This is a genomic window from Lunatibacter salilacus (assembly GCF_009797935.1).
In the GTDB taxonomy this organism is placed as follows: Bacteria; Bacteroidota; Bacteroidia; order Cytophagales; family Cyclobacteriaceae; genus Lunatibacter; species Lunatibacter salilacus.
Window position 1 is genome coordinate 1 of sequence record NZ_VOLC01000004.1, and the last position, 23,209, is coordinate 23,209.

21 protein-coding genes are annotated in these 23,209 nt (G+C 43.1%); 18 read left to right on the forward strand and 3 right to left on the reverse strand.

Annotated features, from left to right (window positions below):
- On the forward strand, nt 1-423 hold a 423-nt coding region (locus FQ608_RS06715; protein ID WP_158857069.1), incomplete at its 5' end, for a nucleotidyltransferase family protein.
- A 3-nt stretch (nt 424-426) separates the two neighbouring features.
- A complete protein-coding gene (locus FQ608_RS06720) occupies nt 427-852 on the forward strand; it encodes a DUF5958 family protein (RefSeq protein ID WP_158857070.1) in 426 nt (141 codons plus the stop codon).
- Between the two features lie 30 nt (nt 853-882).
- Here the strand turns inward: FQ608_RS06720 and FQ608_RS27205 are convergent, their stop codons facing one another.
- On the reverse strand, nt 883-1,083 hold the full coding sequence (locus FQ608_RS27205; RefSeq protein ID WP_199856329.1) for a hypothetical protein: 201 nt from the start codon (nt 1,081-1,083) through the stop codon (nt 883-885).
- Between the two features lie 143 nt (nt 1,084-1,226).
- Between FQ608_RS27205 and FQ608_RS06730 the strand changes: the two genes are divergently transcribed.
- From FQ608_RS06730 to FQ608_RS27215, 3 genes are read left to right on the forward strand one after another with little or no spacing between them, the layout of a single operon-like run.
- Entirely contained in the window at nt 1,227-1,388 is a 162-nt protein-coding gene (locus FQ608_RS06730; RefSeq protein ID WP_158857071.1) for a hypothetical protein, read from the forward strand.
- Nucleotides 1,389-1,413: 25 nt separating this feature from the next.
- Nucleotides 1,414-2,028: a DUF1016 N-terminal domain-containing protein gene (locus FQ608_RS27210; protein WP_199856330.1), complete on the forward strand. Its 615-nt coding sequence runs from the start codon at nt 1,414-1,416 to the stop codon at nt 2,026-2,028.
- 3 nt (nt 2,029-2,031) lie between these two features.
- Entirely contained in the window at nt 2,032-2,493 is a 462-nt protein-coding gene (locus tag FQ608_RS27215) for a DUF1016 domain-containing protein (RefSeq protein WP_262885481.1), read from the forward strand.
- Between the two features lie 206 nt (nt 2,494-2,699).
- On the opposite strand, the gene FQ608_RS06740 is transcribed toward FQ608_RS27215, so the two are convergent.
- The gene (locus FQ608_RS06740) at nt 2,700-3,062 is read right to left on the reverse strand and encodes a DUF4180 domain-containing protein (protein ID WP_158857072.1); all 363 of its coding nucleotides are present in this window, start codon (nt 3,060-3,062) and stop codon (nt 2,700-2,702) included.
- A gap of 94 nt (nt 3,063-3,156) precedes the next feature.
- Between FQ608_RS06740 and FQ608_RS06745 the strand changes: the two genes are divergently transcribed.
- From FQ608_RS06745 to FQ608_RS06790, 10 genes are all read left to right on the forward strand, one after another.
- On the forward strand, nt 3,157-5,982 hold the full coding sequence (locus FQ608_RS06745) for an alpha/beta hydrolase family protein (protein WP_158857073.1): 2,826 nt from the start codon (nt 3,157-3,159) through the stop codon (nt 5,980-5,982).
- Nucleotides 5,983-6,275: 293 nt separating this feature from the next.
- Nucleotides 6,276-7,496, forward strand: coding sequence for an ATP-grasp domain-containing protein (locus FQ608_RS06750; protein ID WP_158857074.1), 1,221 nt, complete (start codon nt 6,276-6,278; stop codon nt 7,494-7,496).
- 234 nt (nt 7,497-7,730) lie between these two features.
- Nucleotides 7,731-9,725, forward strand: coding sequence for a hypothetical protein (locus FQ608_RS06755; protein ID WP_158857075.1), 1,995 nt, complete (start codon nt 7,731-7,733; stop codon nt 9,723-9,725).
- Nucleotides 9,719-10,876 (forward strand): alanine racemase, encoded by a 1,158-nt coding sequence (gene alr, locus FQ608_RS06760; RefSeq protein ID WP_158857076.1) that lies wholly within the window; start codon nt 9,719-9,721, stop codon nt 10,874-10,876. The genes FQ608_RS06755 and alr overlap by 7 nt, the downstream gene beginning before the upstream one ends.
- 576 nt (nt 10,877-11,452) lie before the next feature.
- Entirely contained in the window at nt 11,453-11,596 is a 144-nt protein-coding gene (locus tag FQ608_RS06765) for a hypothetical protein (protein WP_158857077.1), read from the forward strand.
- A 564-nt stretch (nt 11,597-12,160) separates the two neighbouring features.
- Nucleotides 12,161-12,574, forward strand: a complete 414-nt coding sequence (locus FQ608_RS06770) for a response regulator (RefSeq protein ID WP_158857078.1) — start codon at nt 12,161-12,163, stop codon at nt 12,572-12,574.
- Nucleotides 12,575-12,757: 183 nt separating this feature from the next.
- The gene (locus tag FQ608_RS06775) at nt 12,758-15,571 is read left to right on the forward strand and encodes a DUF1553 domain-containing protein (protein ID WP_158857079.1); all 2,814 of its coding nucleotides are present in this window, start codon (nt 12,758-12,760) and stop codon (nt 15,569-15,571) included.
- Between the two features lie 6 nt (nt 15,572-15,577).
- On the forward strand, nt 15,578-17,056 hold the full coding sequence (locus tag FQ608_RS06780; RefSeq protein WP_158857080.1) for a DUF1501 domain-containing protein: 1,479 nt from the start codon (nt 15,578-15,580) through the stop codon (nt 17,054-17,056).
- A 17-nt stretch (nt 17,057-17,073) separates the two neighbouring features.
- Nucleotides 17,074-18,522, forward strand: coding sequence for a c-type cytochrome domain-containing protein (locus FQ608_RS06785; RefSeq protein WP_158857081.1), 1,449 nt, complete (start codon nt 17,074-17,076; stop codon nt 18,520-18,522).
- Between the two features lie 605 nt (nt 18,523-19,127).
- Nucleotides 19,128-20,033: a DUF6807 domain-containing protein gene (locus tag FQ608_RS06790; protein ID WP_234364101.1), complete on the forward strand. Its 906-nt coding sequence runs from the start codon at nt 19,128-19,130 to the stop codon at nt 20,031-20,033.
- 5 nt (nt 20,034-20,038) lie between these two features.
- Here the strand turns inward: FQ608_RS06790 and FQ608_RS06795 are convergent, their stop codons facing one another.
- On the reverse strand, nt 20,039-20,623 hold the full coding sequence (locus FQ608_RS06795) for a hypothetical protein (RefSeq protein WP_158857082.1): 585 nt from the start codon (nt 20,621-20,623) through the stop codon (nt 20,039-20,041).
- 268 nt (nt 20,624-20,891) lie between these two features.
- On the opposite strand from FQ608_RS06795, the gene FQ608_RS06800 reads away from it, so the two are divergent.
- The 3 genes from FQ608_RS06800 (at nt 20,892) to FQ608_RS06810 (ending at nt 23,016) form a co-directional block, all read left to right on the forward strand.
- Nucleotides 20,892-21,671, forward strand: coding sequence for a sialate O-acetylesterase (locus FQ608_RS06800; RefSeq protein ID WP_158857083.1), 780 nt, complete (start codon nt 20,892-20,894; stop codon nt 21,669-21,671).
- Nucleotides 21,668-22,567 carry a metallophosphoesterase gene (locus FQ608_RS06805; protein ID WP_158857084.1) on the forward strand — a complete coding sequence of 300 codons (900 nt, stop codon included), beginning with the start codon at nt 21,668-21,670 and terminating at the stop codon, nt 22,565-22,567. Before FQ608_RS06800 ends, FQ608_RS06805 begins: the two co-directional genes overlap by 4 nt.
- Nucleotides 22,568-22,827: 260 nt before the next feature.
- Nucleotides 22,828-23,016, forward strand: coding sequence for a hypothetical protein (locus FQ608_RS06810; protein ID WP_158857085.1), 189 nt, complete (start codon nt 22,828-22,830; stop codon nt 23,014-23,016).
- Nucleotides 23,017-23,209 lie beyond the last annotated feature (193 nt).

Genomic DNA, 23,209 nt, shown 5'->3' on the forward strand with positions numbered 1-23,209 from the left:
GCGGTGATGTCGGTTCCAATGGGGGGGCTGGAATCAAGTTTGGCGTCAGGCATAGTCAGGACCTTTGCCCGAAACTCGTCCGCCATTCTGAGGTCCAGTTCGGTTGGATCGGGTGCTGTAGAGAATGCCGCTAAGGGGGGAGGTAATGTTTTATCCAAAGGTGAACTGCTTAGAATCGAGAATGCTGCGACCCGAATCAACAAACCCATTACAGTTGTAGGTAGTCGGGCAAAAGGAACAGCAGGAGCATATTCTGATTGGGATTATGTAATACCAGGGCTTAATAGTAAAAATTGGAGTACTATTAAAAACTCTTTACCAGGTTCTCGTTCGGTTTTGGATAATACACGTCGGAATATAGATGTTTTTAAAGGACCTCTTGATGTAACAGAACCTCATATAATTATAAACCCTCGTCCTTAAATAATGAAAATAGAACACGAAATATTGGTTAATAAATACGGACAGGAGCTTATCAATATAGAGCAACTCTTATATTTATTTGGAGGTTTAGACATGAGTTCTCAGAAGTTATTTTTAAACGAAATTCTGTTTCTTATTCTTCAATCAAAACCGAAAGAAGAAGACATTGAACCGGCTATAATTAATAGTGGTCTGAAAGCTACTTATACCCCTTGTGTTTTACTCAAAAAAGGTGTTGCAAATCATAATTTGGAAAAACTTATAACTCTGCCTGAAAATGAATTGACAAAAGCGTTTGTGTTACTTTTGAATTTGTTTAAAATAGCTTATAAGAGAAGGTTTGCAGTTGAAAAAGACAGTCCTGATAAGTGGTGGTACTGGGATTTGTCTGACGAAACAAATATTAATAGAATACCGCAAAATGTATAAAATAACAAAGCCCGCTAACTGGGGGCGTTGTTATTTAGCGAAAGCCTGTTTGGTCTTAAAATTCTGGATGTAGGTGTCGATGACGTTGAAGAGGACGTTTTTGGTGCCCTCGTCCATTTTTTGGATGTTGTTGATCCTGTCCACTGTTTCCTTGTCGTAAGAGGCGTTTTCGCCTTCCCCGATTAGGTAATCCACTGTAACCCCAAAAGCCCTGGCCATCTTGGCCACCATCTCGATGGAGGGCAGGTTCTCGTTGCGCTCTTACTTTCCGATAATTTCCCTGGATGCGGCTATCCGCTGGGCGAGGTCACCCTGTGACCAGTTTTTTTCTTTTCTGAGCGTTAATGTATTACTCATATCCTGCCTTTATTACGGTGAAAACACAAAGAATCGCCAACCTCTTGAAGCGGGGCAACGATCTGCGCATCGTACAGGTTTTTGCAGGGCACAAATATCCGTCCGCCACGGAAAAATACAAGCAAGCCAATGTGGAAGCCCTTCAGGCGGCTATAAATCAATACCATCCTATTAAATAGACCTGATATCACAAACTGCGGTGTCATGGAAAAAGTAAATTTAAACCGTAATTTTACACCTATGGAGAATTTGGATAAAGACCTTTACAAAGCGTTTTTCAGCGATATAAAAGAGAAAATAAACCAGTCCCAATATGAGGCACTGAGACAGGTAAATAAAACCCTGCTGGCCCTGTACTGGGAAATAGGAAAAAGCATTGTTGGGAAACAGCAGGAGCATGGATGGGGGAAAGCCATAGTAGAAACCCTGTCAAGAGATTTACAAAATGAGTTCCCGGGCGTGCAGGGTTATTCCACTCAAAACCTTTGGTACATGAGGCAAATGTATCTTGAATACAAGGACGACACAAAACTCCAACCATTGGTTGGAGAAATCAGTTGGAGCCACAACCTTGTAATAATGGGCAAATGCAAAGAGGGTTCAGAAAGGGAGTTTTATATCCGTATGACTAAAAAATACGGTTGGTCAAAAAACGTGTTAATCCACCAGATAGAAGGAAAATCTTACGAAAAGTTTTTGCTCAACCAGACCAACTTTGATGAAGCGGTTCCGGAAAAATACAGGCATCAGGCCAAGCTTGCGGTAAAGGACGAATACAATTTTGATTTTTTGGAAATAGGGGAACAGCATAATGAATAAGAACTGGAGCTTGCTTTAATGAAAAACATCCGCAAATTTTTACTTGAAATGGGCGGGGGCTTTGCCTTTATCGGCAACCAGTACAGGTTACAGGCCGGGGATGAAGATTTTTATGTTGACCTGCTTTTATATCACAGGAAGTTAAGATCATTGGTGGCAATCGAGCTGAAAGCAGGGAAATTCAAGCCTGAATTTGCGGGGAAAATGAACTTCTATTTAGCCGTTCTGGATGAAAAGGTAAAACAGGAAGATGAAAACCCGTCTATCGGAATAATCATCTGTAAGAGTAAAAGCAAAACAATCGTTGAATACGCACTGAGGCAATCAAACAGCCCGATAGGCATAGCCAGTTATACCCTCACGGAAACACTTCCGAAAGAATATAAAGACCTGCTGCCGTCGCCACAGGAAATAGAGGAAAAGCTGTCCGGCCTGATTGATGGTGTACAACCAGAGGAAGAATAGGAAAGAAAAGCCACGCCAGCCCCTCGGGAAAGCTTCATGCCTTACCCCAATATTACCATTGCTCGATATCGATCGTCCCGATGGGACTTTTTAAATACACTTCGTGTTTGGTCCCCCGGTTGAAACCGGGGGCTACTATATCGGCCGTGCCTAACGGCACTTGGATGTTCAAGGAAACCAATGTACTGAAGAATTCCTATATTTTTTCACCCCCTGCTAAGCACATCAATTGCCTGCTCAACCGTAGCCACAAAGTTGACATGCTTGCCCTTATTACTTTCGTAAATAAAATCCTTAAGCGCCTGCCCGGGATATTTATAAAAATCACCAACAATGGCTAACCGAACCCGATAGGTGGAAAATTTTTGAAGGATCTCACCCGCCATCCCGTTTTTTAGGTCAAAAAAGGTTGGTATAATATTTTTTTCATGGATAATTATCCGATCGTACCCGTTGTAATACATGTTTCCCATCATATCCAACCCGTCTTCCACATTCTTGATGATCAATTCGGAGGAAGAAATTTCAGCAATGTGGATGTCGTCATTGACGTGGGTAATTATTTCCATTAGTATTGCGTTTTGAATTTTAAGATTCAAATTTAACCCGCTTTTTTATTTTTCCCGCATTCCCCCTTATCTTGAGCCTTCTTAACGCCATTTTATGAAAAAGCAGCTACTGTTCGGTACGTTTTTATTGATTTTTATCCTTCCAGCGCAGGCTCAGAAAAGGGCAAAGGTTTCCCCGACACCCAAAAAACCACTTACCGAAGAGGTATATGATGAATGGAAGAGCATTACATACAAACAAATTAGTCCTGATGGTACCAAAGTAGCCTATACACTCAACCCTGAGAATGAGGATGGAGAACTGATTCTATTAGACGTAAAAACCCAAGCCGAGAAGCATGTGCCCCGTGCAGAATCGATCAAATTTACTTGGGATGGTGCGTATCAGGTCTTTTTGATAAAGCCTGAGAAAGAATTGATAAGAAATCTTCAGCGGGAGAAAAAGAAAAAGGAGGATTTCCCAAAAGATTCTCTTGGAATATATCATTGGCAAAGGGGTGAACTGGAAAAAATCCCCCATGTTCTCTCCTATAAGCTCCCAGAAAAAGTAGGTGGATGGGTAGCATTTCAGACAAATACAGAAAGTAGTGAAGCAGAAAAGGATACAAGTGCTGTCACCGAAAATAAGAAGGAGAAAAAAGCTTCGGAAGAAAACGGTTTCCACTTACATATTAGAAATCTGGAATCGGGTGAGGAAAGAGATTTTCCTTTTGTAATCAAATACCAGTTTGCCGAAGGGGGGGTGGGTTTGTTGTTCCACAGCACAGGCGACGAACAGGCATTTGATGCTGGGGTTTATTGGTATGATCTAGTAAAGAAGGAGCTTGTTTCTCTTTTGAAACTTCATCCAAAGAACAAGGTTCAGCAATGGGCCATTGCTGAATCGGGAGACAAGTTATCATTTATCGCCGATTTGGATACGTTAGAGGCATTGATTCCTGCCCCAAAACTGTTTTTGTGGAAGGATGGAGAGCCCTCAGCCGATCGTTTTTTTGTTGAGGAATCCAAAGGTATTCCAGAAGGCTGGCTGCTTTCCCCGGACTTTGCTCCTTATTTTTCAAAGGACAGCGAAAAGCTTTTTCTGGGCACTAGGCCGGAACCCATAGTTCAAGATACCACTTTATTGCCCGAAGAAGTAGTTCAAGTTGAAGTCTGGCATTGGCAGGATGATTATATTTATCCTGAGCAGAACCGAAGACTGGAAAGCGATCAAAAAAGAAGTTATCTGGCAGTGATCCACCTCAATAATCAGAGTTTTGTTCAATTGGCCTCATCTGAAATTTCAGATGCTGAACCTGCGGCTGAGGGAAATGGAACGTTTGCCCTTGGCAAAGATGACCGTTCATACCGTATTTTGAGAACCTGGGATATTAGCTCTTTTGAAGACCTGCATATTATAGATTTGGAGACCGGGGAGCGGAACCCGATTGCAAAAGAAATAAAAGGTCGCTCAGGAATCTCACCGGGAGGAGATTTCGTCTACTGGTTTAACAGTCCGGATACCGCATGGTACACGCACGAGGTGGCCACCGGAAGGACACTTCGCCTCAACACCCCAAAGTCCATTTCATGGGTAGATGAGGAAAACGATCTCCCGGATTATGCCTCCTCTTATGGACTGGCGGGATGGACTGAAAATGATAAGCAATTGTTGCTCTATGACAGATACGATATATGGGCCTTTGACCCTAAGGGCAAAATAGATCCAGAAAACCTAACCAAAACGGGCAGAGCAGATAATAAGGTATACCGATATCAGTCGTTGGATCCCGAAGAAAAGGCCATCGATATAAACAATGCATGGATTCTACCTACCTTTGACGAAACGACCAAAGAAGCAGGTTATACGCAGTTTGATCCAAATTCAAAGAGCATGAAGTCGCTTATTCAAAGTCCTCACCATTTTGCGGGATTGGAAAAGGCAAGAGAAAATGATCGTGTAATCTTCACTAGAGAAAGCTTCCAGGATTTTTCGGATATATATCTTACTGGCCTATCTTTTAAATCCCCAAGAAAAATCAGCAATGCCAACCCACAACAGGATCAATACCTTTGGGGTACGGCGGAACTGGTGAGTTGGAGATCGCTGGATAATATTCTGCTGGAGGGGATCCTATACAAGCCGGAAAATTTTGATCCCAACAGAAAGTATCCCATGATTGTGGTATATTATGAAAAATTCTCAAATACCCTTCACTACCACCACAAACCCGAACCTATCCGTTCTCTGGTCCACCGGACGATGTATGTGAGTAATGATTACCTAATTTTTATTCCTGATATCGTTTATCGTGAGGGGTATCCCGGTGAAAGTGCCTACAACGCCATTATGCCTGGGGTCACTTCGCTTATAGAGCAAGGATTTGTAGATGAAGAAAATGTAGGTATTCAGGGCCATAGTTGGAGCGGATATCAGACCGCATATATTCTCACACGGACCAATATGTTTAAGGCTGCTGAAGCCGGCGCGATTGTCGCCAATATGACCAGTGCCTACGGGGAAATCCGCTGGGAGACTGGACTTGCCCGGACATTTCAATACGAGAAAACACAGACACGGCTCGGAGCCTCCCTTTGGGATAACCGATCGTTGTATATTGAAAACTCCCCTTTGTTTTATGCCGATAAGATAGAGACCCCGTTGTTGCTGATGCACAATGATTCGGATGGTCATGTTCCCTGGTATCAGGGGATAGAGATGTACTTGGCCATGCGGAGATTGGACAAAGCCTGCTGGATGCTAAATTACAATGGGGAACCCCACTGGCCCGTCAAGCGGCAAAACCGGATTGATTTTCAGACGAGGATGCGGCAGTTTTTTGATCATTATCTTAAGGATGCTCCTATGCCATTTTGGATGGATAGGGGTGTACCTGCGATTGAAAAAGGTATTCGGCAGGGTTTGGATTTTGTAAACTAATTTCGACGGCAGGTTGGTGCGATCATGAAGATCGAAAATCACATAATTTATTCGATTAGAGTTGTTACCTTTTCTTTTTGTGAGCAATATCTTGAGGTTGACCTGAATAGGATACTCCTGATAACCTTAGGGAGATATGAAATTCTTCATTTTGTTGGTGTTTAGGATTTTTTGCTTATTAACTTTTGATATATAAATAAATTTAAAAATAATATGTCAAAAACAGGTTATTGGTCGGAAATTTGTTGCATTAATTAGAAATTGAATATTAATTATTAAAAATAAATATAATTATGGCAAATTGTTTTGCACTAATGGGTTGGAGTTTGCCCGTTATCGAGAGTATGCAAAAACTCAACAAACCTTATGTAGTAGTTTCTTTTCCCGACTTTGAGGGATATGCAAAAGAACATAACATACCTTTCGTAAGCTACCAATTTAACGAGTGGAGTGATACCTCGAATTCCCTGGATTTGTATGAAAAGCTAAAGCCATTTAATGCTGACGTAGCTGTTCCACTTTTTGAAGAAACGGTAGAATGGGCCGGTGCGCTCAACTCGATCTACCGGGATGATCCAAGAGTACTTAATCGGGCATTTTTGTTTCGTAATAAAGCGATGATGAAAAGAAAAGCTTTGATAGGCGGCTTACGGGTTGGTCTTTTTGAGGAAGTTCACAACAAAGAAGGTGTAAGGAATTTTATGAAAAGGCTTAATCAGGCTAACCTTCAATTAGATGGAGAGCAGGATAGTTGGGTACATATTAAACCATTTGCATCGGCAGGAACCGTTGGGCACCGTCTGTTGAGGTCAATGCAGGATATTGAAGACAAATGTCAGGATAGTGACTTCCCTTGTCTTGCGGAAAGCCATTTACCCGGTACAGAATTTTCATGTGAGGCATTCATTCACGGTGGAAAAATCCGCTTTCTAAATATCACAGAATATGTAAAATTGGGATATTCTAACTTTATTCCCGAAGGCCATCTGTTGCATTCCAAGCGGGATAAAATCATGAAGGAAATGCAAAAGCTGGTTGATTTATTCGGAATTCAATACGGGATGATTCATCCGGAGTGGTTCCTTACCGAAAATGACGAACTGAGCTTTGGAGAAGTTGCCTGTAGAATTCCCGGTGGTCATATACTGGAACTGGCAGCCAAGGCCTATGATTTTGACGCTTTAGGTGCTTTTGTTTTATGTCACGACCCAAGCTTGTCTGAGGAAGAGCTGAAGGAAATCCTGCCACCATTGGATGCCCGACCGAAGCAGTTTTACGGCAACGTGATGATCTATCCGCATAAGGATGTGATCAATAAACTTGAGATTCCGGAAGAATTGAAAGAAGAACCTTATTTTCTCGATCATAATTTGATTCCTCCCTATACCAATCAAAAGATCAACAGCCGCGAAGGTTTTGGTAACCACTTTGGTACAGTGAATTTCAAAGGCGAAGATCCGGACAGAATGACTGAGCTACTCTTACATTACGAAAACGTAGATTTCTATCATTAGAAAAATGATTTTATCAAATGTATAAATACAACCTCTTACATTAGGGGTTGTGTTTCATCATTTTTATTACTCCGATTAATACAATAAATATTAAGACTAGCTTTCCTGCTAGATTCAGAACAAATATCAATCAATATCCAACCCGCTTACAACAGGCAGGTATCGATCATTATCCATTAAACCCAATATCAACCAATATCCAATATCAATCAATGTCATTAAAAAATGCTTTTTATGCATAATCAAGTGCTTACAGACAATACATATCAGAAATTCGAAGAACATTTCAAGGAGTTCAACCTGGCAACAGTACTAACTAGACCCGAGAAGGCACGTACAATGATGGGTCAGATTGATTTACTCATAGACACCACAGAAGGGCTTGATTTTATTTACCAAAATATAGAAAATCTATCTAACGCAGGCATATTTGAAGGGTCCCCTTGGGCTGATCCCTCCAAACTGGTGGCAGGCTTGGTAAATGGGACACTTAAAAGTGGCCACCCAAATTCTACCATCGAGATCCTGAGCGAATTGCGTTTATTGGCTATTGCAAAAGGGGACTTGGAGATGAAAGGCATAACCCCTTCCGATGCTGAAAATTTCATACAAGAAGTCATCGTGGCCAATTTGGAGTTTGTTTTTAATGAGCCATTGGAGGAGACTAGGCTGGTGATGAGTGAGCATGAACTGAAGAAAGTTCACACCCTATTTAAGTTCATTGCGGAAAAAACCAAACTGGACAATGTCAAAGAAAAGCTCGTGGAAGAGCTGACATTGATCTGTGAGCAGAGACCAGTAGTCACTGAAAAACAGCGAAAGATAATAGCCCTGGTAAAGGAAAAAATAGATCTAAACCCTAAAAATGATCTGGACGCTCGGCTTCTGAGGTTTCAAAGATGTATTTACAGACCAACCATACATACCGTCAATAAGGATTATCAAGAATATGGTGCCACATTGACTGAGTTGTCAGAAGACAAGTTGCGGGAGGAAGCCATGGACATGAGCAAAGCCATGCTAAGTTTTGGATTGGTAAGTCAATATCATTCCGTACTGCTGATTTTTCTTATTGAGAATGGGCATAATGAATTGATACCAGAGTGTTTGGGCTTGACTGATGCAGGCAAAGCAAGATGGAACGAATTCAGTGAATTCATCTCCAATTTAATTCTGAAAACCATTCATCCATTTAATGCTCAATGTATATATGGGCTGGCCAAAATGCTTGAATCGGGTATTTTTTCCAGAGAGGCTGTCCGTTCGGGATTGGCCAATATGCTCACTCTCGAGATTCACCCTGAGGTGGAGGCTCGGATATTGAAATCTACCAAAACTCCACATGAAAATTTAACTGCATTACAGTATCTGATGGGAGCGTTGTTTAGGGTATTGGGACAGCCACTTGGTGTAGGACAAGGTAATAATCCAACCTGTCAAAGTGCCCGCGGTATTAGTATGTGGAGTCAACATGCCCCTGCCAAACTTATCGATATGGTGCAAACGGCAGCCACTTATAATGATCTTTCCTTTCGATTTGAAGCCCAGGAAATAAAATCATCCCAAGTAGGTTTGGGCTTGGTTCAGAAACTAGACCATAATTTGGATGCGGTGTCGGTGACTTTGGTGCCTATGCTGGATAAGGTTTACAATGAGATGATGGTAAAAGCAGCCGGGCGAGGAGAGGATCCCCACAAGTGGGTAAATCCGGCACTCTACGGACAATGGATTCAAATTGGTTTTGCATCGGCGTATGATTACCTGTACAATGCCATCATTGACTATGACGGATTTGTAAGGGTGTTTTATGCCATGTGTCATCCAGCTTATAATGGTGGACATAGGTTGATCTACCCAAATCCTGTGGGGATCTTTATCACAAGTGCGAAAGGAGATATGTTAGGTTTCCATGCTGTTTCTTTGCTGCGGGTTGATTTAGATTATAAAGGAGTCTACAGGGCTTATTTTCTTAACCCCAACAATGAAGGCCGCCAAGATTGGGGTCAAAAAATCAAACCCTCCGTCCACGGAAATGGAGAGATATACGGGGAATCATCCCTACCCTTGCATGAATTTGCTGCAAGGATTTATGCTTTTCATTACAACAATTTGGAAGCGGCAGATAAAATGGAAAATGTTCCTGAAATAGAGATTCAAAAAATCAGAACGTTGGCTAAGGAAAGTTGGGGGCGTGCTTACACTTGGCTAGAAACAAAAAAAATATGGTAAAACATTCCTCGAGGATTGAATTGAAACAATCCGCATACAAAAACAATATAAACTTTATCAGAAAAAAAATTGGTGAACATGCGATCGTTTCTTCAGTAGTGAAGGCCAATGCCTATGGTCACGGTATTCGAACCTTTGTGCCAATGGCCGAAAAATGCGGTGTTAACCATTTTTCGGTTGCCTCCAGCTTTGAGGCTGAAGAGGTGATGAGCGTATGCTCTCCTTCAAGCCGTATTATGATTATGGGCATTATCTACGAAGAAGACATTCCCTGGGCGATCGAGAACGATATTGAGTTTTTTGTTTACAATATTGAGCGGCTGCCGAAGACCTTGGCGGCCGCTAAAAAAGTGGGGAAAGCGGCCAAAGTCCATATTGAAGTAGAAACGGGAGCCAATAGGACTGGATTGCCCCAGAAGGATTTTCTCAAAGTGCTCACTTTTCTGAAAAAGCATGAGGAGCATATTGTCTTTGAGGGTCTTTGTACCCACTTTGGCGGTGCGGAATCCATTGCCAATCAGTTTAAAATTGACATGCAACATAAGCGGTACAAGGCATTTCTCAAGCAATGTAGGGAGAAGAAAATACTGCCTAATATCCGACATATTGCTTGCTCCGCCGCTGCGTTGGCCATGGAGGATACGGTGTACGACATGGTTCGGATTGGAGTAGCGCAATATGGATTTTGGCCCAGCCCGGATATATATTTTGCGCACCTGCACGAAACCAACAAAAAATCGGATAATTCCCTTAAGCGGATTTTTACCTGGAAAACGGACATTATGGACATCCGGGATGTGGAACAGGGAGAGTTCATCGGCTATGGTACATCGTTTCAGGCAACACACAAGATGACCATTGCTGTGATGCCCTTGGGCTATTCCAACGGCTATCCAAGGGCTCTGTCCAATAGAGGATTTGTATTAATCCATGGTAAAAAGGCTCCGATCGTTGGCCTTATCAATATGAATTTGTTTATGGTGGATATTACCCATATAAAAGAAGCTGAGCTTGGCGATGAGGTGGTACTCATAGGAAGGCAAAATAACAACGTGATTAACGTGTCCAGTTTTACCAACAGCACGCAGCTATTGAACAATGAGATGCTAAGCAGATTGCCTGCCGCTATTCCACGGACTGTAGTGAGGTAATGGATGGGTTAAGAAAGAAGATAGTCAACGGACCGCTAAAAAAATGGATGTAAGGCAAATTACCCTTCAATTCGTAATTAGTACTTTGGCCCCTAGCGTCTTCTTTCTTTAGAATCACTTAATTTATTAAATCGTTAATATCTCTAATTGCGGCATCTTTTGAGCATTTCGCGATTTTTGCCCCTTTGGAAGATGTTAACTTTCCTTCAAATCCGTCAAGAATTTTATTTAACAACTTCTTCTGCCTTTCATTCTAGCCCGTTTTTGAATGTTTATTCCAAAATTCAGCCATAAGCAAAACAGGGTTTAAAATTGTTTCGGTAGAATTAAGTGCGTTCAACAGGCAACTTAGAAACCATTTCAACCAGTCAGTTATGTCTAGATTTCCTTTTTGGGTTTTTTTAAGTACTTCGTAATAAGCTTTTCTTTCCGCTCTGATCCGGACCAGTCGGGAAGAGTGCTGCATGCCAGTCAAAAAGCTGTTCAGTGGTTAGCGGACTAAAACAATTCTGAGTTGCATCAAGCATCATTTCAACTATTCCATTCTTTTTCTTATTTCTTCAAATCGTAAAACAGTTGCACAACTTGGCAGGAGTGGATATGGTGCTTGAAAAAAAGCGCATGGAGGAAACCGTTTATTTTATTTTTGAAGTTTCCCCCGAGGGAAAAATGGAGAATCTGGAAGTAACCAATCCCGAACCGCATCCCCACTTGCCCTAGAGGCATTAAGGGTCCTGTACGAATATCCCTATCTCTGGAGACCCGCAAGCGAAGATGTTGAAAAATGCCGCGTATTGATGCGTGTACCCATACGTTTTAAGCTATAACATGCCCCCAGCATCAAACCAATAGAATTCCACCACATTTCAACTATATTTCCCTTCAAAAATATACACCAGTATCTAATATCAACAAATATCATTTTTCATATTTAGGCCATAGGCCATATTTCAACAATATTTCCACCATATTTCCCTCCAATAATATCCACAAATATCCAGTATCAATAAATATCAATTCAAGAACTACCGTCAAAGAACAACTAATAACCCATCAAAATATAATACCAAAAAACCCTGAATATTAATACATTGAAACCATTATAGTATTTATTTTTTTTAATCCGTAATTTAACAGCAATATTTTGGCCTAGAATTTGCAAATTACCAACAAGAACCAGACATTTTAAGGAATTTCTGAATAAAACGATTTCCTTTGCAAGTCGAAGAGTGGATAGCCCAGTAGGGTTTCATCTTTATTTTAAATATTAATTTTAATTTTAATATGGATAAGAAGTTGAATTGTGTGATGTTGGTTGATGATGATGAGGCAGTCAACTATTTGCATCGGGAAATCTTGGAGGAAGCCGGGTTTGCAAGCAATATTATTGTGTCCGATACAGCAAGTAAGGCACTTAGTCTGCTGGAAAAACCTGATAGGGAAGCCTGTGAGCAACCCGATGTGATTTTTCTGGACCTTAATATGCCTTTAATGTGTGGGTGGGATTTTGTGGAACGATTGGCCGACAAGAAGATTGGTGATGACTCCTTTCCACTTATTTTCATTCTCACCACTTCAATGAATGTAAATAATTTGAAAAGAGCAGTTGGGTCCAACAGAATTACAGGGTTTTTACCCAAACCACTTACTGAAGAAATGTTGCATGGAATTTTATCCCGACATTTCGCCAGCTCCTAATATTCGCAGTTATCAGTGATTTTTTCCGCTTATCCCCATTTGGGTTTACTTATGTATAAGCTTATATGGGGAGCGGTTTTAATTTAAAATTTCTCTTTTTGAAATGCGTTTATTATTTGTTTACTTTGGTTTGCTGATAACAGCCTGCCTTAAAACAAAATAGCCCTATTCCCCCATTTGCCCATGAATTCCATATACGCTAAATGGAAATACCTCCTCGCCGCATTCCTTTCAATTTGGTTTGTGGTATGGGGTATCAATGCAATATCCTTAGAGAACAAACACAGGTATGTTCCCGCTGCTATTTTGGGACAGGAAGTGGATTTCAACCGGGATATTCGCCCCATCATCAATAAAAAATGCATAGCCTGTCATGGCGGGGTAAAAAAGTCAGGCGGTTTCAGCCTGCTTTTTGAAGAGGAGGCGTTGGCGGTCAATGAGTCCGGCGAACGGGCAATCGTACCGGGAAGTATCCGAAAAAGTGAACTGATCAAACGAATAAACCACCGTGATCCAGAATATAGAATGCCCTTGGAGGGTGAACCGTTGGAGAACGAGGAGATTGCCCTTTTAACCAAATGGATCAATCAGGGTGCAAGATGGAAGGATCATTGGGCATACATCCCGCCAGAACCCCAACAAATCCCGAATATTTCCGATCCATGGATTCAGAATGACATAGACAAATTCATTCTCTCCAAGCTCAATAAGGAAAAGCTGCTTCCAAATCCAAAGTCAGATAGATATACCCTGCTCCGACGCGTGAGTCTTGACCTGACCGGACTTCCACCCACGCTGGAGGAAATGGAAGCATTTATAGGGGACGAATCCGACTCGGCTTTCGAAAAGGTAGTTGACCGCCTGCTGGCTTCTCCCGCTTTTGGGGAACGATGGGCAGCTATGTGGATGGATATGGCCCGGTATGCTGATTCAAAAGGTTATGAAGCCGATCGACCCAGAAGTATCTGGAAATACCGGGACTGGCTAATCAAGGCTTTCAATGATAACGTTCCTTTCGACCAATTTATCACCTTGCAGCTGGCTGGGGACCTGCTTCCCAATCCTACTGATGAACAGCTCATCGCCACTGCCTTTCACCGCAATACCATGAACAATGATGAGGGGGGAACAGACAATGAGGAATACAGAACTGTTGCGCTGATCGATCGGGTAAACACTACTTGGTCTGTATTGCAGGGTACTACGATGGAGTGTGTCCAGTGTCATAGTCACCCTTATGACCCTATTAGGCATGAAAATTTTTACCAATCCATGGCCTTCTTTAACCAAAGTGCCGATGCGGATATACCCAGCGAATCCCCGACCTTGGTTCAGTTTAAGGAAGAGGAAGACTTACAGAAATTGAGCCGGGTCAAAAATTGGGCAGCAACACATCCGGGTAAGAAGGATTCGGTTTATTTTGAAAAACTGATCCGTATCACAGAACCGAAGCTACATCCCCATTACTTTGAACAAATGGAAAAAGATATTCCCATTCGCGGTACGGCCACCTTCAAAGTCACGGACAGTGTTTACTCATTTACCAAAGAGGTGCCACTGATGAGTGAGGACAGAATAATGCTTCGCTACAGGGCCGATACCTCAGTGGGGACCCTTCAAATACGGCTAGATAACAAAGAGGGCGAATTAATAGGCTCCATTCCAGTCAACAGAAAAACAAAAACTGAATACAATAAGGAAGTGAAAAAGGATAAAATATATACCATCAATGAAACGGTATCCTTTCCGGTAAAACCAATTTCAGGAAAGCGGGATATTTACTTGGTTTTGGAAGGAAATACGGGATTAAAGACGGAATGTACCATAGAATGGGTTTTGTTTCACCATGCTCTACCGGGAGAAGAAGAAAGTGGCTTTGAAGAAATAGCTAGAGATTTCCATGAAATTTTCAACAGTACGAACGAAAAAGTCACCACTCCCATTATGCTGGAGCTGAAAGATGGGTACCGAAGAAAAACCAACGTATTCGAAAAAGGCAGCTGGATGTCTCATGGGGAGCAGGTAGAACCCGGCGTTCCGGCGAAATGGAATGCCCTCACGCCAACTATGGAAAAAAACAGATTGGGCCTGGCTCAATGGCTGACAGATCCGGACAACCCTTTGACGGCCCGGGTGACTGTAAACCGGTTTTGGGAACAGCTTTTCGGGTTGGGTATCGTTGAGACCATTGAGGATTTTGGATCTCAAGGTTTTGCCCCCACCCATCCGGAATTGTTGGATTGGCTGGCTTTGCAGTTTGTCCACGAACATCAGTGGGACATCAAAAAATTACTTAAGCAGTTGGTCATGTCGGCTACCTATCAGCAATCTTCCCATATGAGGGAGGACTTGGAGCAGGTAGATCCCCGGAATCAATTATTGGCGCGGGGCCCTAGGCTCCGATTGACCGCTGAGCAGGTTCGGGATCAGGCATTGGCTGTCAGCGGATTACTTAGTCCAAAGATGTTTGGACCAAGTGTGATGCCCGAGCAGCCTGAGGGGATTTGGCAGGTAGTGTACAGTGGGGGAAATAAATGGGAGACAAGTAGCGGAGAAGACAAATACCGCAGGGCTTTGTACACCTTTTGGCGTAGAACAAGTCCCTATCCTTCATTTATTTCCTTTGATGCACCTAGCCGAGAAGTGTGTCTTCCCCGTAGAATAGATACGAACACGCCACTTCAAGCCTTGGTATCCCTAAATGATCCGGTTTATTTGGAGACTGCCCAAGGCTTGGCACGGAGGACGCTGGAGAGCTCACCGGAAGCCAATCCTGAAAAGTTAATTGCGATCATGTATGGATTTGCGATGGCAAGAGGGTTGGATCACGAAAAGCTGCAGGATCTTATTGAACTATACAGGCAAACGCAGGTCTATTTTGACAATGACCCGGGTGCGATCTGTCAGTTTACCGGAGAAGAGGACAAAGAATTGGCCGTCATGACCGTGATGGCTAACGTGATCATGAATTTGGATGAATTTGTGATGAAATCATAACATGCCATGAATTTACAACAGGAATTACAATATAGAACACTTCAACGCGAGACGCGGAGACATTTTCTGAAGCAATGTGCCCAGGGTTTGGGTTCCATTGCCTTGGGGTCGTTGATTGGTTGCGGTGCCTCAAGCACTCAAGAAGAACAGGCTTCGGCAGTGATGGAAAGTCTCGCTGCCAAAATGCCGCATTTTGCACCTACGGCCAAGCGAATAATTTACCTTCATATGGCCGGCGCACCTTCTCAGTTGGAGCTGTTTGACTACAAGCCCGAGTTGGGCAAGTTGGATGGAAAAGATTGTCCGCCTTCTTTGTTGGAAGGGAAAAAATTTGCCTTTATTCAAGGAGTACCCAAAATGCTGGGTCCTCAAGCGGAATTTAAGCCTCGTGGTGAATCCGGGATGATGATTTCAGACTGGTTACCCCACTTTTCCACCATTGCGGACGACGTGTCCCTGATCCGCACCATGCATACCGACGAATTCAACCACGCCCCTGCCCAATTGCTATTGCAAACGGGAGGCCCCCGATTGGGAAGGCCCAGCATGGGATCCTGGGTGACCTATGGTTTGGGTTCTGATAATGAAAACTTACCGGGATTTATGGTACTGGTATCAGGAGGGAATACCCCCGACGCCGGTAAATCAGTATGGGGAAGTGGGTTTTTGCCCTCGGTGTACCAGGGCGTGCAGTGCAGGTCAGAGGGTGACCCGGTTCTGTTTGTTTCCAATCCGGAAGGAATGAGCCGGGACTTACGCAGAAATACCATAGACGCCATCAATAAAATCAACGATAAGGAATACCAGGAAATGGGAGATCCGGAGATTTTGACCCGTATTTCCCAATATGAAATGTCCTTCCGTATGCAGACCTCCGTTCCAGAGGTAATGGATATAAAAGATGAACCGGCCTATATACATGATATGTACGGGACGGAGCCCGGCAAAACGTCCTTTGCCAATAACTGCCTTTTGGCTAGGAGGCTGGTCGAACAGGGTGTTCGCTTTGTTCAGTTATTTGATTGGGGATGGGACACCCACGGGGTGAGTGAGGGAGATTCAATAGAAGGCGGACTGAAAAACAAATGCAGCCAAGTTGACCGACCTATGACCGCACTGATTAAAGATCTAAAACAACGAGGCCTGCTGGATGAAACCCTTGTCGTTTGGGGGGGAGAATTTGGCCGTACTCCCATGCAGGAAAACCGGGGAGGTAAAGTTTGGCCCTTTAAAGGAAGGGATCACCACACCGAAGCTTTCCCCATCTGGATGGCTGGGGGTGGTGTGAAAGGCGGCTACACCCACGGGGAGACAGATGAAATCGGGTATTATGGAATCAAAGATAAAGTTCACGTCCATGACCTGCAGGCGACCATCATGCATCTGCTGGGTATGGATCATGAAAAATTCACTTACTTTGCCCAAGGTAGGGATTTTAGGCTGACAGATGTGGCGGGAAAAGTAGTTCATAAAATTATAGCATAAATACACTTGAGTATAACATGGAGCAATCGGGAGATTTTATAGTATTCTTAGGCAGGTTTCACCCGCTGTTTTTACACTTGCCAATTGGATTTTTGGTACTGGCGGTTTTGCTGGAGCTGGCTTCCAGAACGGAAAAGTACGCCGCTCTCAAGCCTGCGGTGGGTTTCACGCTTTTACTCGGTGCGCTGTCTGCATTGGTAGCTGCCATATTGGGATTGATGTTGGCACAGGACGGAGGCTATTCGGAGGATTTGCTGTCCATTCACAAATGGCTGGGGATAGCGTTGGTCGTTTTTTCGTTCGGAGCGTGGATTTTATATGTGCAGAAGGAAAAAAAGCAAACAGCTACACTTAAAAAAGCATATGTAGGTTCATTGGCACTTATGATGGTCCTTCTTGGAGGAGCGGGCCATTATGGGGGTTCCTTAACCCACGGTACCACTTACCTAACCCAAAATATGCCGAACGGACTTCGGAAGTTGGTAGGCTTACCCGTGCAGGAAGGGCCTAAACTGATTACCAATTTGAATGAAGCGGAGGTTTTTTCGGATATCATTCATCCCATCTTAGAAATGAGGTGTAACTCTTGCCATAATGCGAGTAAAAAGAAAGGGGAGCTGCAAATGCATACGGTGGAGGCTTTGAAAAAAGGGGGTGAAAATGGTGATGTTTTTGTTCCCGGAGACCCGACAAAAAGTATGATGATTCAGCGGGTTCACCTTCCTGACGTGGATGAGGAACACATGCCTCCCAAAGGCAAGACCCAGTTGACACCCGAGCAGATCGCCTTGCTGGAATGGTGGATAGGGGAGGGTGCTCCCTTTGACAAGAAAGTGCAGGAAGTAGCCATAGCTGCTGATATTGACGCCATCTTACAAACCTTGGTGGATCCCAATGCCAACAAAACAGAGGTAGAGATTCTGCTTGCAGATGATACCTCTCCCCCTGATGGGGAAAAATTAAACGATTTTAAATCCAAAGGAGTCATGATCAAGGCACTTTCCAACAATTCCAACTGGCTTCAGGTGACTATTGACAAAAACCTTCCTGTGGCGGATCTCTTGTCAGAACTCTCAATTGCCTTTCCGGATCAAGTGACTTGGCTGGACTTGAAAGAGACTCCGATTACCGATGCGACATTGGCTCCGATATCCAATTTTAAAAACCTAACCCGGCTTAGACTAGAAAAGACAGCTATAACCGATGAGGCTATGTCACATCTACAAGGGTTGAATTACCTTGAATTTTTGAACATCTACGGATCCAAAGTCGGTAATGAGGGGATCGAAAAGCTTGCAGATTTGCGAAATCTTCGACGATTATACGCTTGGGAAAGTGGGGTAACGGCGGAAGGTGCGAAAAAATTGGAAGAAAAAATGAGACAACTTGAGGTTAATTTGGGGTTTGAGGTACAAGTACTGGACTCATTGACTGTAAATGTCCTTCCTGTAGGACTGAAGGATTAACGTTAAGTTTGTTTAAGACATCTAGAGTTTTTAAACACAATTTGAATACCCTAGTTCTTCAAAAGGAATGGAGATAGGGTATTTTTTATGCCCGATGCCGACATACCTGAAAACAAACCAAAACTTGGGGATATTCACCTGTCCTCAATCATCACTTATACTTTTCGAGCTATTCGATACGCTATTTTTGAAAATAAATGAATACCTAATCCGTTACCGTTGAAAAAATAAATCCATGGTTTTTTTGGTAGGTGCAATATTTTTAGTATGTTTAACAGATAATGGAATTCGAAATGAAGAACAATTTCGTTATTTTCAAAATATTAATAGCTGTTAGTCAGTTCGAATAAACCCAACCTAAAGGAATCTTAACAAAGATTCCTTTTTTTTTGGCTTAAATTTTACCCGGTTATGTTCTAGCTTCTGATTATTTTTAAAATCCGGGTTTAAATTAACACCAAATATTATTCGTTATATCGAAATTTTCCGGAACGGGTTTAGGTATAAACGGATTAAATGGATAATCGCTTCACCCCTTGTGGAAGCAGTTTTTTTCCCCAGACATAATCCCTATTTTTGAAAAATTCTAATCAACTAATCAACCCATGAAAAAAACCATGATATCCCTTGCACTCCTTATAGGTTTGGCAGGAATGCAATGTGAATCAAGCTTTGCTCAGCAGAAAATCCGGGCGGAAAAAATCGGATCCAGAATTGACATCCATATCGGCAATCTTTTTTTTACCAGTTACCGTTTCGACTCGAACGAAAAGTATCCGTTTTTTTATCCCGTAAACGGGCCCTCCGGAGCGTCGGTATCGTCAATGAGAAATGGCACCTACCCGCATCACAGCTCCCTGTTTTTTGGATGTGATATGGTTAATGGCGGTAATTATTGGCAGGAAGGCTTGGACCGGGGACAGATTGTGTCCTTGCGGGCGGAAATCGAACAGGTAGATGAATTTACTGTGGTGATTCACAATGAAAATATCTGGACACGCCCGGGTGCTAAAGCCCCAATCAAGGATATCCGTAAAATTACTGTGACAAGTTCATCCAAGGATATTTTCCAGATTGATTTTGACGTCACCATGGAAATGCTGGAAAATGTGACGATTAAAAAAACGAACCATTCCCTCTTTAGTGGAAGGATGGACCCGGACTTGTCTGTGGTTAATGGTGGTACGATGATAAATGCCGAGGGGGATAGGGGTGAAAAGGATACTTTCGGCAAACCTTCTCCTTGGATAGATTTTTATGGTCCACGAGGGAGCGGGATAGAGGGAATGGCCATTATACAGCATCCATCCAATGACTGGTATCCATCGCCTTGGTTTACCAGGGACTATGGATTCTTTTCCCCCACACCCATGTATTGGCCGGAGGACGATAAGGAAACTGTCTTGGAAAAAGGAGAAAAAGTGACGCTGAGGTATAGGGTGCTTGTACATGCTGGAGACCATCAGGGTGCCGGCATTGCCAAGCATTTTGAAGACTATAAGGGACAATAAAAAAGCTAGTCAAAATACCCTGTCCAAAAAAGCAGTTGAATGCCGGTAAATAAGCCAGTAGCCATGCCGGCTAATACTTCCTCCCAGCTGTGGCGCTTTTGTGTAATCCGTGCCCAGCCGATGAACGGGACAATGATGCCTAAGATGGCAGCAAGGGTAGCGTTTAATGGCAATAATCCACAACATATAAAAGTGGATATGGTCATATGCAGGGATGCCTTGATCCAAAAGTTCAATATGAATATAAGTAACATTGCTTCGATAAGCAAAAGACAGCCAATAATCAGGACGGAAGGCTGACCGCTGAAATATAAAAACCCGATAAGGATTAATGAAAGGGAAAAAATGATACCAAACATCGAAAAACGCTGCTCCCGGATGGAAACATCAAAATTGGAGTACTCACCTTTGTGTGTTTTCCAGATATTCCAGCCAATCAGTGGAATGACGGCAATTCCCAGGATAGCGAAGGATGTCCAAGCGGCAGTTCGTGGATCTTGGATGGTATAGGTGCTGTAGATTATAAAAAGGGAAATCAATAAAAGAGGGTGTGCTAGGCGGGAAATTGCTAAGGCTATATGTTGCTTCATTGTTTTTTTGGACACAAAAATTTTAAACCCGAATTATGCGTTAGGGTACGTAGCAGCCTGTCCCGACTACGTCGGGAAGGGGTTAAAACGCAATAAAATCAGTCACTTTGGAGAGTGAAGCGTAGTAGTTCCTACGGTGAACTCGAAAAGCGAAGTGAAGCGGCTGATTTTGAAGCGTTTTAAGTACGCAGTAGAAATTTTAATGCATATTTCGGGTTAAATATAGCGGCTAATCCATATCTTTCAAAAACTTCTGTAAATCTAGACTATGCTGATTAGCTACATTTGGGCAGTACTTGGAGGGCTTTTGTTGATGGAAATCACACCGCAAGGCCTAGCACAACCAATTCCCCAAGACTTGGATATTTATTTGGTTATTGGCCAGTCCAATACGGCAGGGCGGGCGGAAATTACGACAGAATTGCAAGAATCAATTAGTGGTGTGTACCTGTTTACCGGACTGGAAGATAGCCTGTGGATGCCTGCCAAAAATCCCTTAAACCTTTATTCGACCATACGGAAAGAAGTGGAAATGCAGCGACTTGGTCCGGCCTATAATTTCGCCAAAACGCTCAGAAATCATAAGAGAGATCAAGAAATCGGCCTGGTCGTAAACGCAAAAGGAGGGACCGCTCTGGCGGAATGGATGCCCGGAACGCATTTTTATCAAGAGGCAATTAGCAGAGTAAAATCAGCCTCAGCGCATGGAACCATCCGGGGTGTCATTTGGCATCAGGGAGAATCCGATCTTAGTAAGTTAGAAACCTATCTTCCAAATCTGGAAATCCTTATAACGCAATTGCGCACAGACTTGGGGATTTCGAATCTTCCTTTTGTGGCGGGCCATATCGCCACTGACCAGCCCGAGAGAGAAGTGTTTAATAAACTCATTGACAAATTGCCTGAACAGGTTCCTTTTACCGGGGTGGTTCATTCGAGACGTACGCAGACGTTTGACCAGGTACATTTTGATACAGATAGTCAATTGCTAATGGGAAAACGGTACGGGAAAAAGATGCGTAAACTTTTAAGAAAAGGAAAACAATGAAATTAAGGATCAGCCTTATCGTCTTAATAACCGAATTGATGATTGTAATAACAGGTTTAGCCCAGGAAAAGCCCCTTTTTTCTTTTGGCGTAATTTCAGATGTACAGTATGCAGATGTGGATCAGGCAGGAGAGAGGGACTATCGGGGAAGCCTTGCGATTTTGGAAAAAACAGTAAAGGAACTGAATCGGCACGAGCTGGCCTTTACAGTCAATTTGGGGGACCTAATCGACCGGGATCTGGAGAGCTTCGGCAAACCGCTGTATGTACTGACACAGAGCAAGGCAAAAATCCACCATGTTTTTGGCAACCATGATTATACCGTTGCGGATGAACATAAGAAGGAAGTACCCAAACTGTTGGGCAATCCTAATGGTTATCATGCATTTACCCATGGGCAATTCGTTTTTGTTGTGCTCAACGGCATGTACAATAGCCTTGACGGGCATCCGGTTGGATCGAGGGGATATAAAAAAGCGGAGGCTACCTTGGCAGAATTGGAAGTGTTGGGTGCTTCGAATGCCAAGCCATGGAATGGTGGATTAGGGAGAAAGCAAATCAATTGGCTGGAAAAAACACTTGCCAACGCCCAAAAAGAAGAGAAACGGGTGGTTGTTTTCTGCCATTACCCGCTTTTGCCGGAAAACGGGCTTCACTTATGGAATAACCGGGAAGTTTTGGCAATGTTGGATAAATACACCAATGTAGTGGCGTACTTTTCGGGCCATCACCATGCGGGCAACTATGTGGTGGAAAACGGGCTGCACCACCTAACCTTTTACGGCATGGTCGAAGCCAAGTCACCCAACTTGGGTGCGGTGGTACGTGTTTTTGAGGACCGATTGGTATTGGAAGGAATAGGTGATCAGGAATCCAGGGAGATGCGGTTTAGGTAGGTATGCTGAATTGGTTGTTAAATGGTGCCAGAACTATTCTCCCTGCCTAGGCTGCCCCACTCCATCCCTGCCCTCCTGTAACCGCTACGCTACTCCAGGATTTGCAACTTGAGGGGAGGGCGATCGATGACGTCACATAAGTTAATTTTCCCTTCGAAAATGTTCTAACCAAGGTCTTCGTTTTACCCACGGCTATGATGATTTCACACCTAAGGCTCTGAATTCCTTAATCATGACTCATATCTAACAATCCCGTAGGGATGACCGATATAGTAGCCATGGATTTCAACCCATGGTTAAAAAAAACAAGAATCCACCCCCGTTTTGGCCGCAAATCCGTCAATTTCTCCAAACCCATTTCCGCCAAAACCCCTGCCCGGTTGGTACAGCATATTGCGTCAAAGCCAACCAATTCCTCCGAACAGAAATCCAGACAAATCGTTCATTGATATTGAATTCATTCGAGCGACGGGAAGGCAAAGATTGATGGAATCGGGTTTTGGCGGGAAATGAAAGGCCCCTCAACAATTCCCGCGGCCAAAACGAAACCAAAAATTTCCACCCGCTAACAAATTGACTATGCGGCATCTTGCGGTAAATTGGAATTTCGTTGAAACACTAAGGCCCGAAATGAACTTATAA

What these genes read in the sequence shown, in the direction of transcription:
- FQ608_RS06800 (WP_158857083.1), top strand. Translation starts at nt 20,892, where the DNA reads ATGCTGATTAGCTACATTTGGGCAGTACTTGGAGGGCTTTTGTTGATG.
- FQ608_RS06790 (WP_234364101.1), top strand. Translation starts at nt 19,128, where the DNA reads ATGAAAAAAACCATGATATCCCTTGCACTCCTTATAGGTTTGGCAGGA.
- FQ608_RS06755 (WP_158857075.1), top strand. Translation starts at nt 7,731, where the DNA reads ATGCATAATCAAGTGCTTACAGACAATACATATCAGAAATTCGAAGAA.
- FQ608_RS06750 (WP_158857074.1), top strand. Translation starts at nt 6,276, where the DNA reads ATGGCAAATTGTTTTGCACTAATGGGTTGGAGTTTGCCCGTTATCGAG.
- FQ608_RS06775 (WP_158857079.1), top strand. Translation starts at nt 12,758, where the DNA reads ATGAATTCCATATACGCTAAATGGAAATACCTCCTCGCCGCATTCCTT.
- FQ608_RS06745 (WP_158857073.1), top strand. Translation starts at nt 3,157, where the DNA reads ATGAAAAAGCAGCTACTGTTCGGTACGTTTTTATTGATTTTTATCCTT.
- FQ608_RS06795 (WP_158857082.1), bottom strand. Translation starts at nt 20,623, where the DNA reads ATGAAGCAACATATAGCCTTAGCAATTTCCCGCCTAGCACACCCTCTT.
- FQ608_RS06805 (WP_158857084.1), top strand. Translation starts at nt 21,668, where the DNA reads ATGAAATTAAGGATCAGCCTTATCGTCTTAATAACCGAATTGATGATT.
- FQ608_RS27210 (WP_199856330.1), top strand. Translation starts at nt 1,414, where the DNA reads ATGGAAAAAGTAAATTTAAACCGTAATTTTACACCTATGGAGAATTTG.
- FQ608_RS06740 (WP_158857072.1), bottom strand. Translation starts at nt 3,062, where the DNA reads ATGGAAATAATTACCCACGTCAATGACGACATCCACATTGCTGAAATT.
- FQ608_RS06720 (WP_158857070.1), top strand. Translation starts at nt 427, where the DNA reads ATGAAAATAGAACACGAAATATTGGTTAATAAATACGGACAGGAGCTT.
- FQ608_RS27205 (WP_199856329.1), bottom strand. Translation starts at nt 1,083, where the DNA reads ATGGTGGCCAAGATGGCCAGGGCTTTTGGGGTTACAGTGGATTACCTA.
- alr (WP_158857076.1), top strand. Translation starts at nt 9,719, where the DNA reads ATGGTAAAACATTCCTCGAGGATTGAATTGAAACAATCCGCATACAAA.
- FQ608_RS06785 (WP_158857081.1), top strand. Translation starts at nt 17,074, where the DNA reads ATGGAGCAATCGGGAGATTTTATAGTATTCTTAGGCAGGTTTCACCCG.
- FQ608_RS06810 (WP_158857085.1), top strand. Translation starts at nt 22,828, where the DNA reads ATGACCGATATAGTAGCCATGGATTTCAACCCATGGTTAAAAAAAACA.
- FQ608_RS06770 (WP_158857078.1), top strand. Translation starts at nt 12,161, where the DNA reads ATGGATAAGAAGTTGAATTGTGTGATGTTGGTTGATGATGATGAGGCA.
- FQ608_RS06780 (WP_158857080.1), top strand. Translation starts at nt 15,578, where the DNA reads ATGAATTTACAACAGGAATTACAATATAGAACACTTCAACGCGAGACG.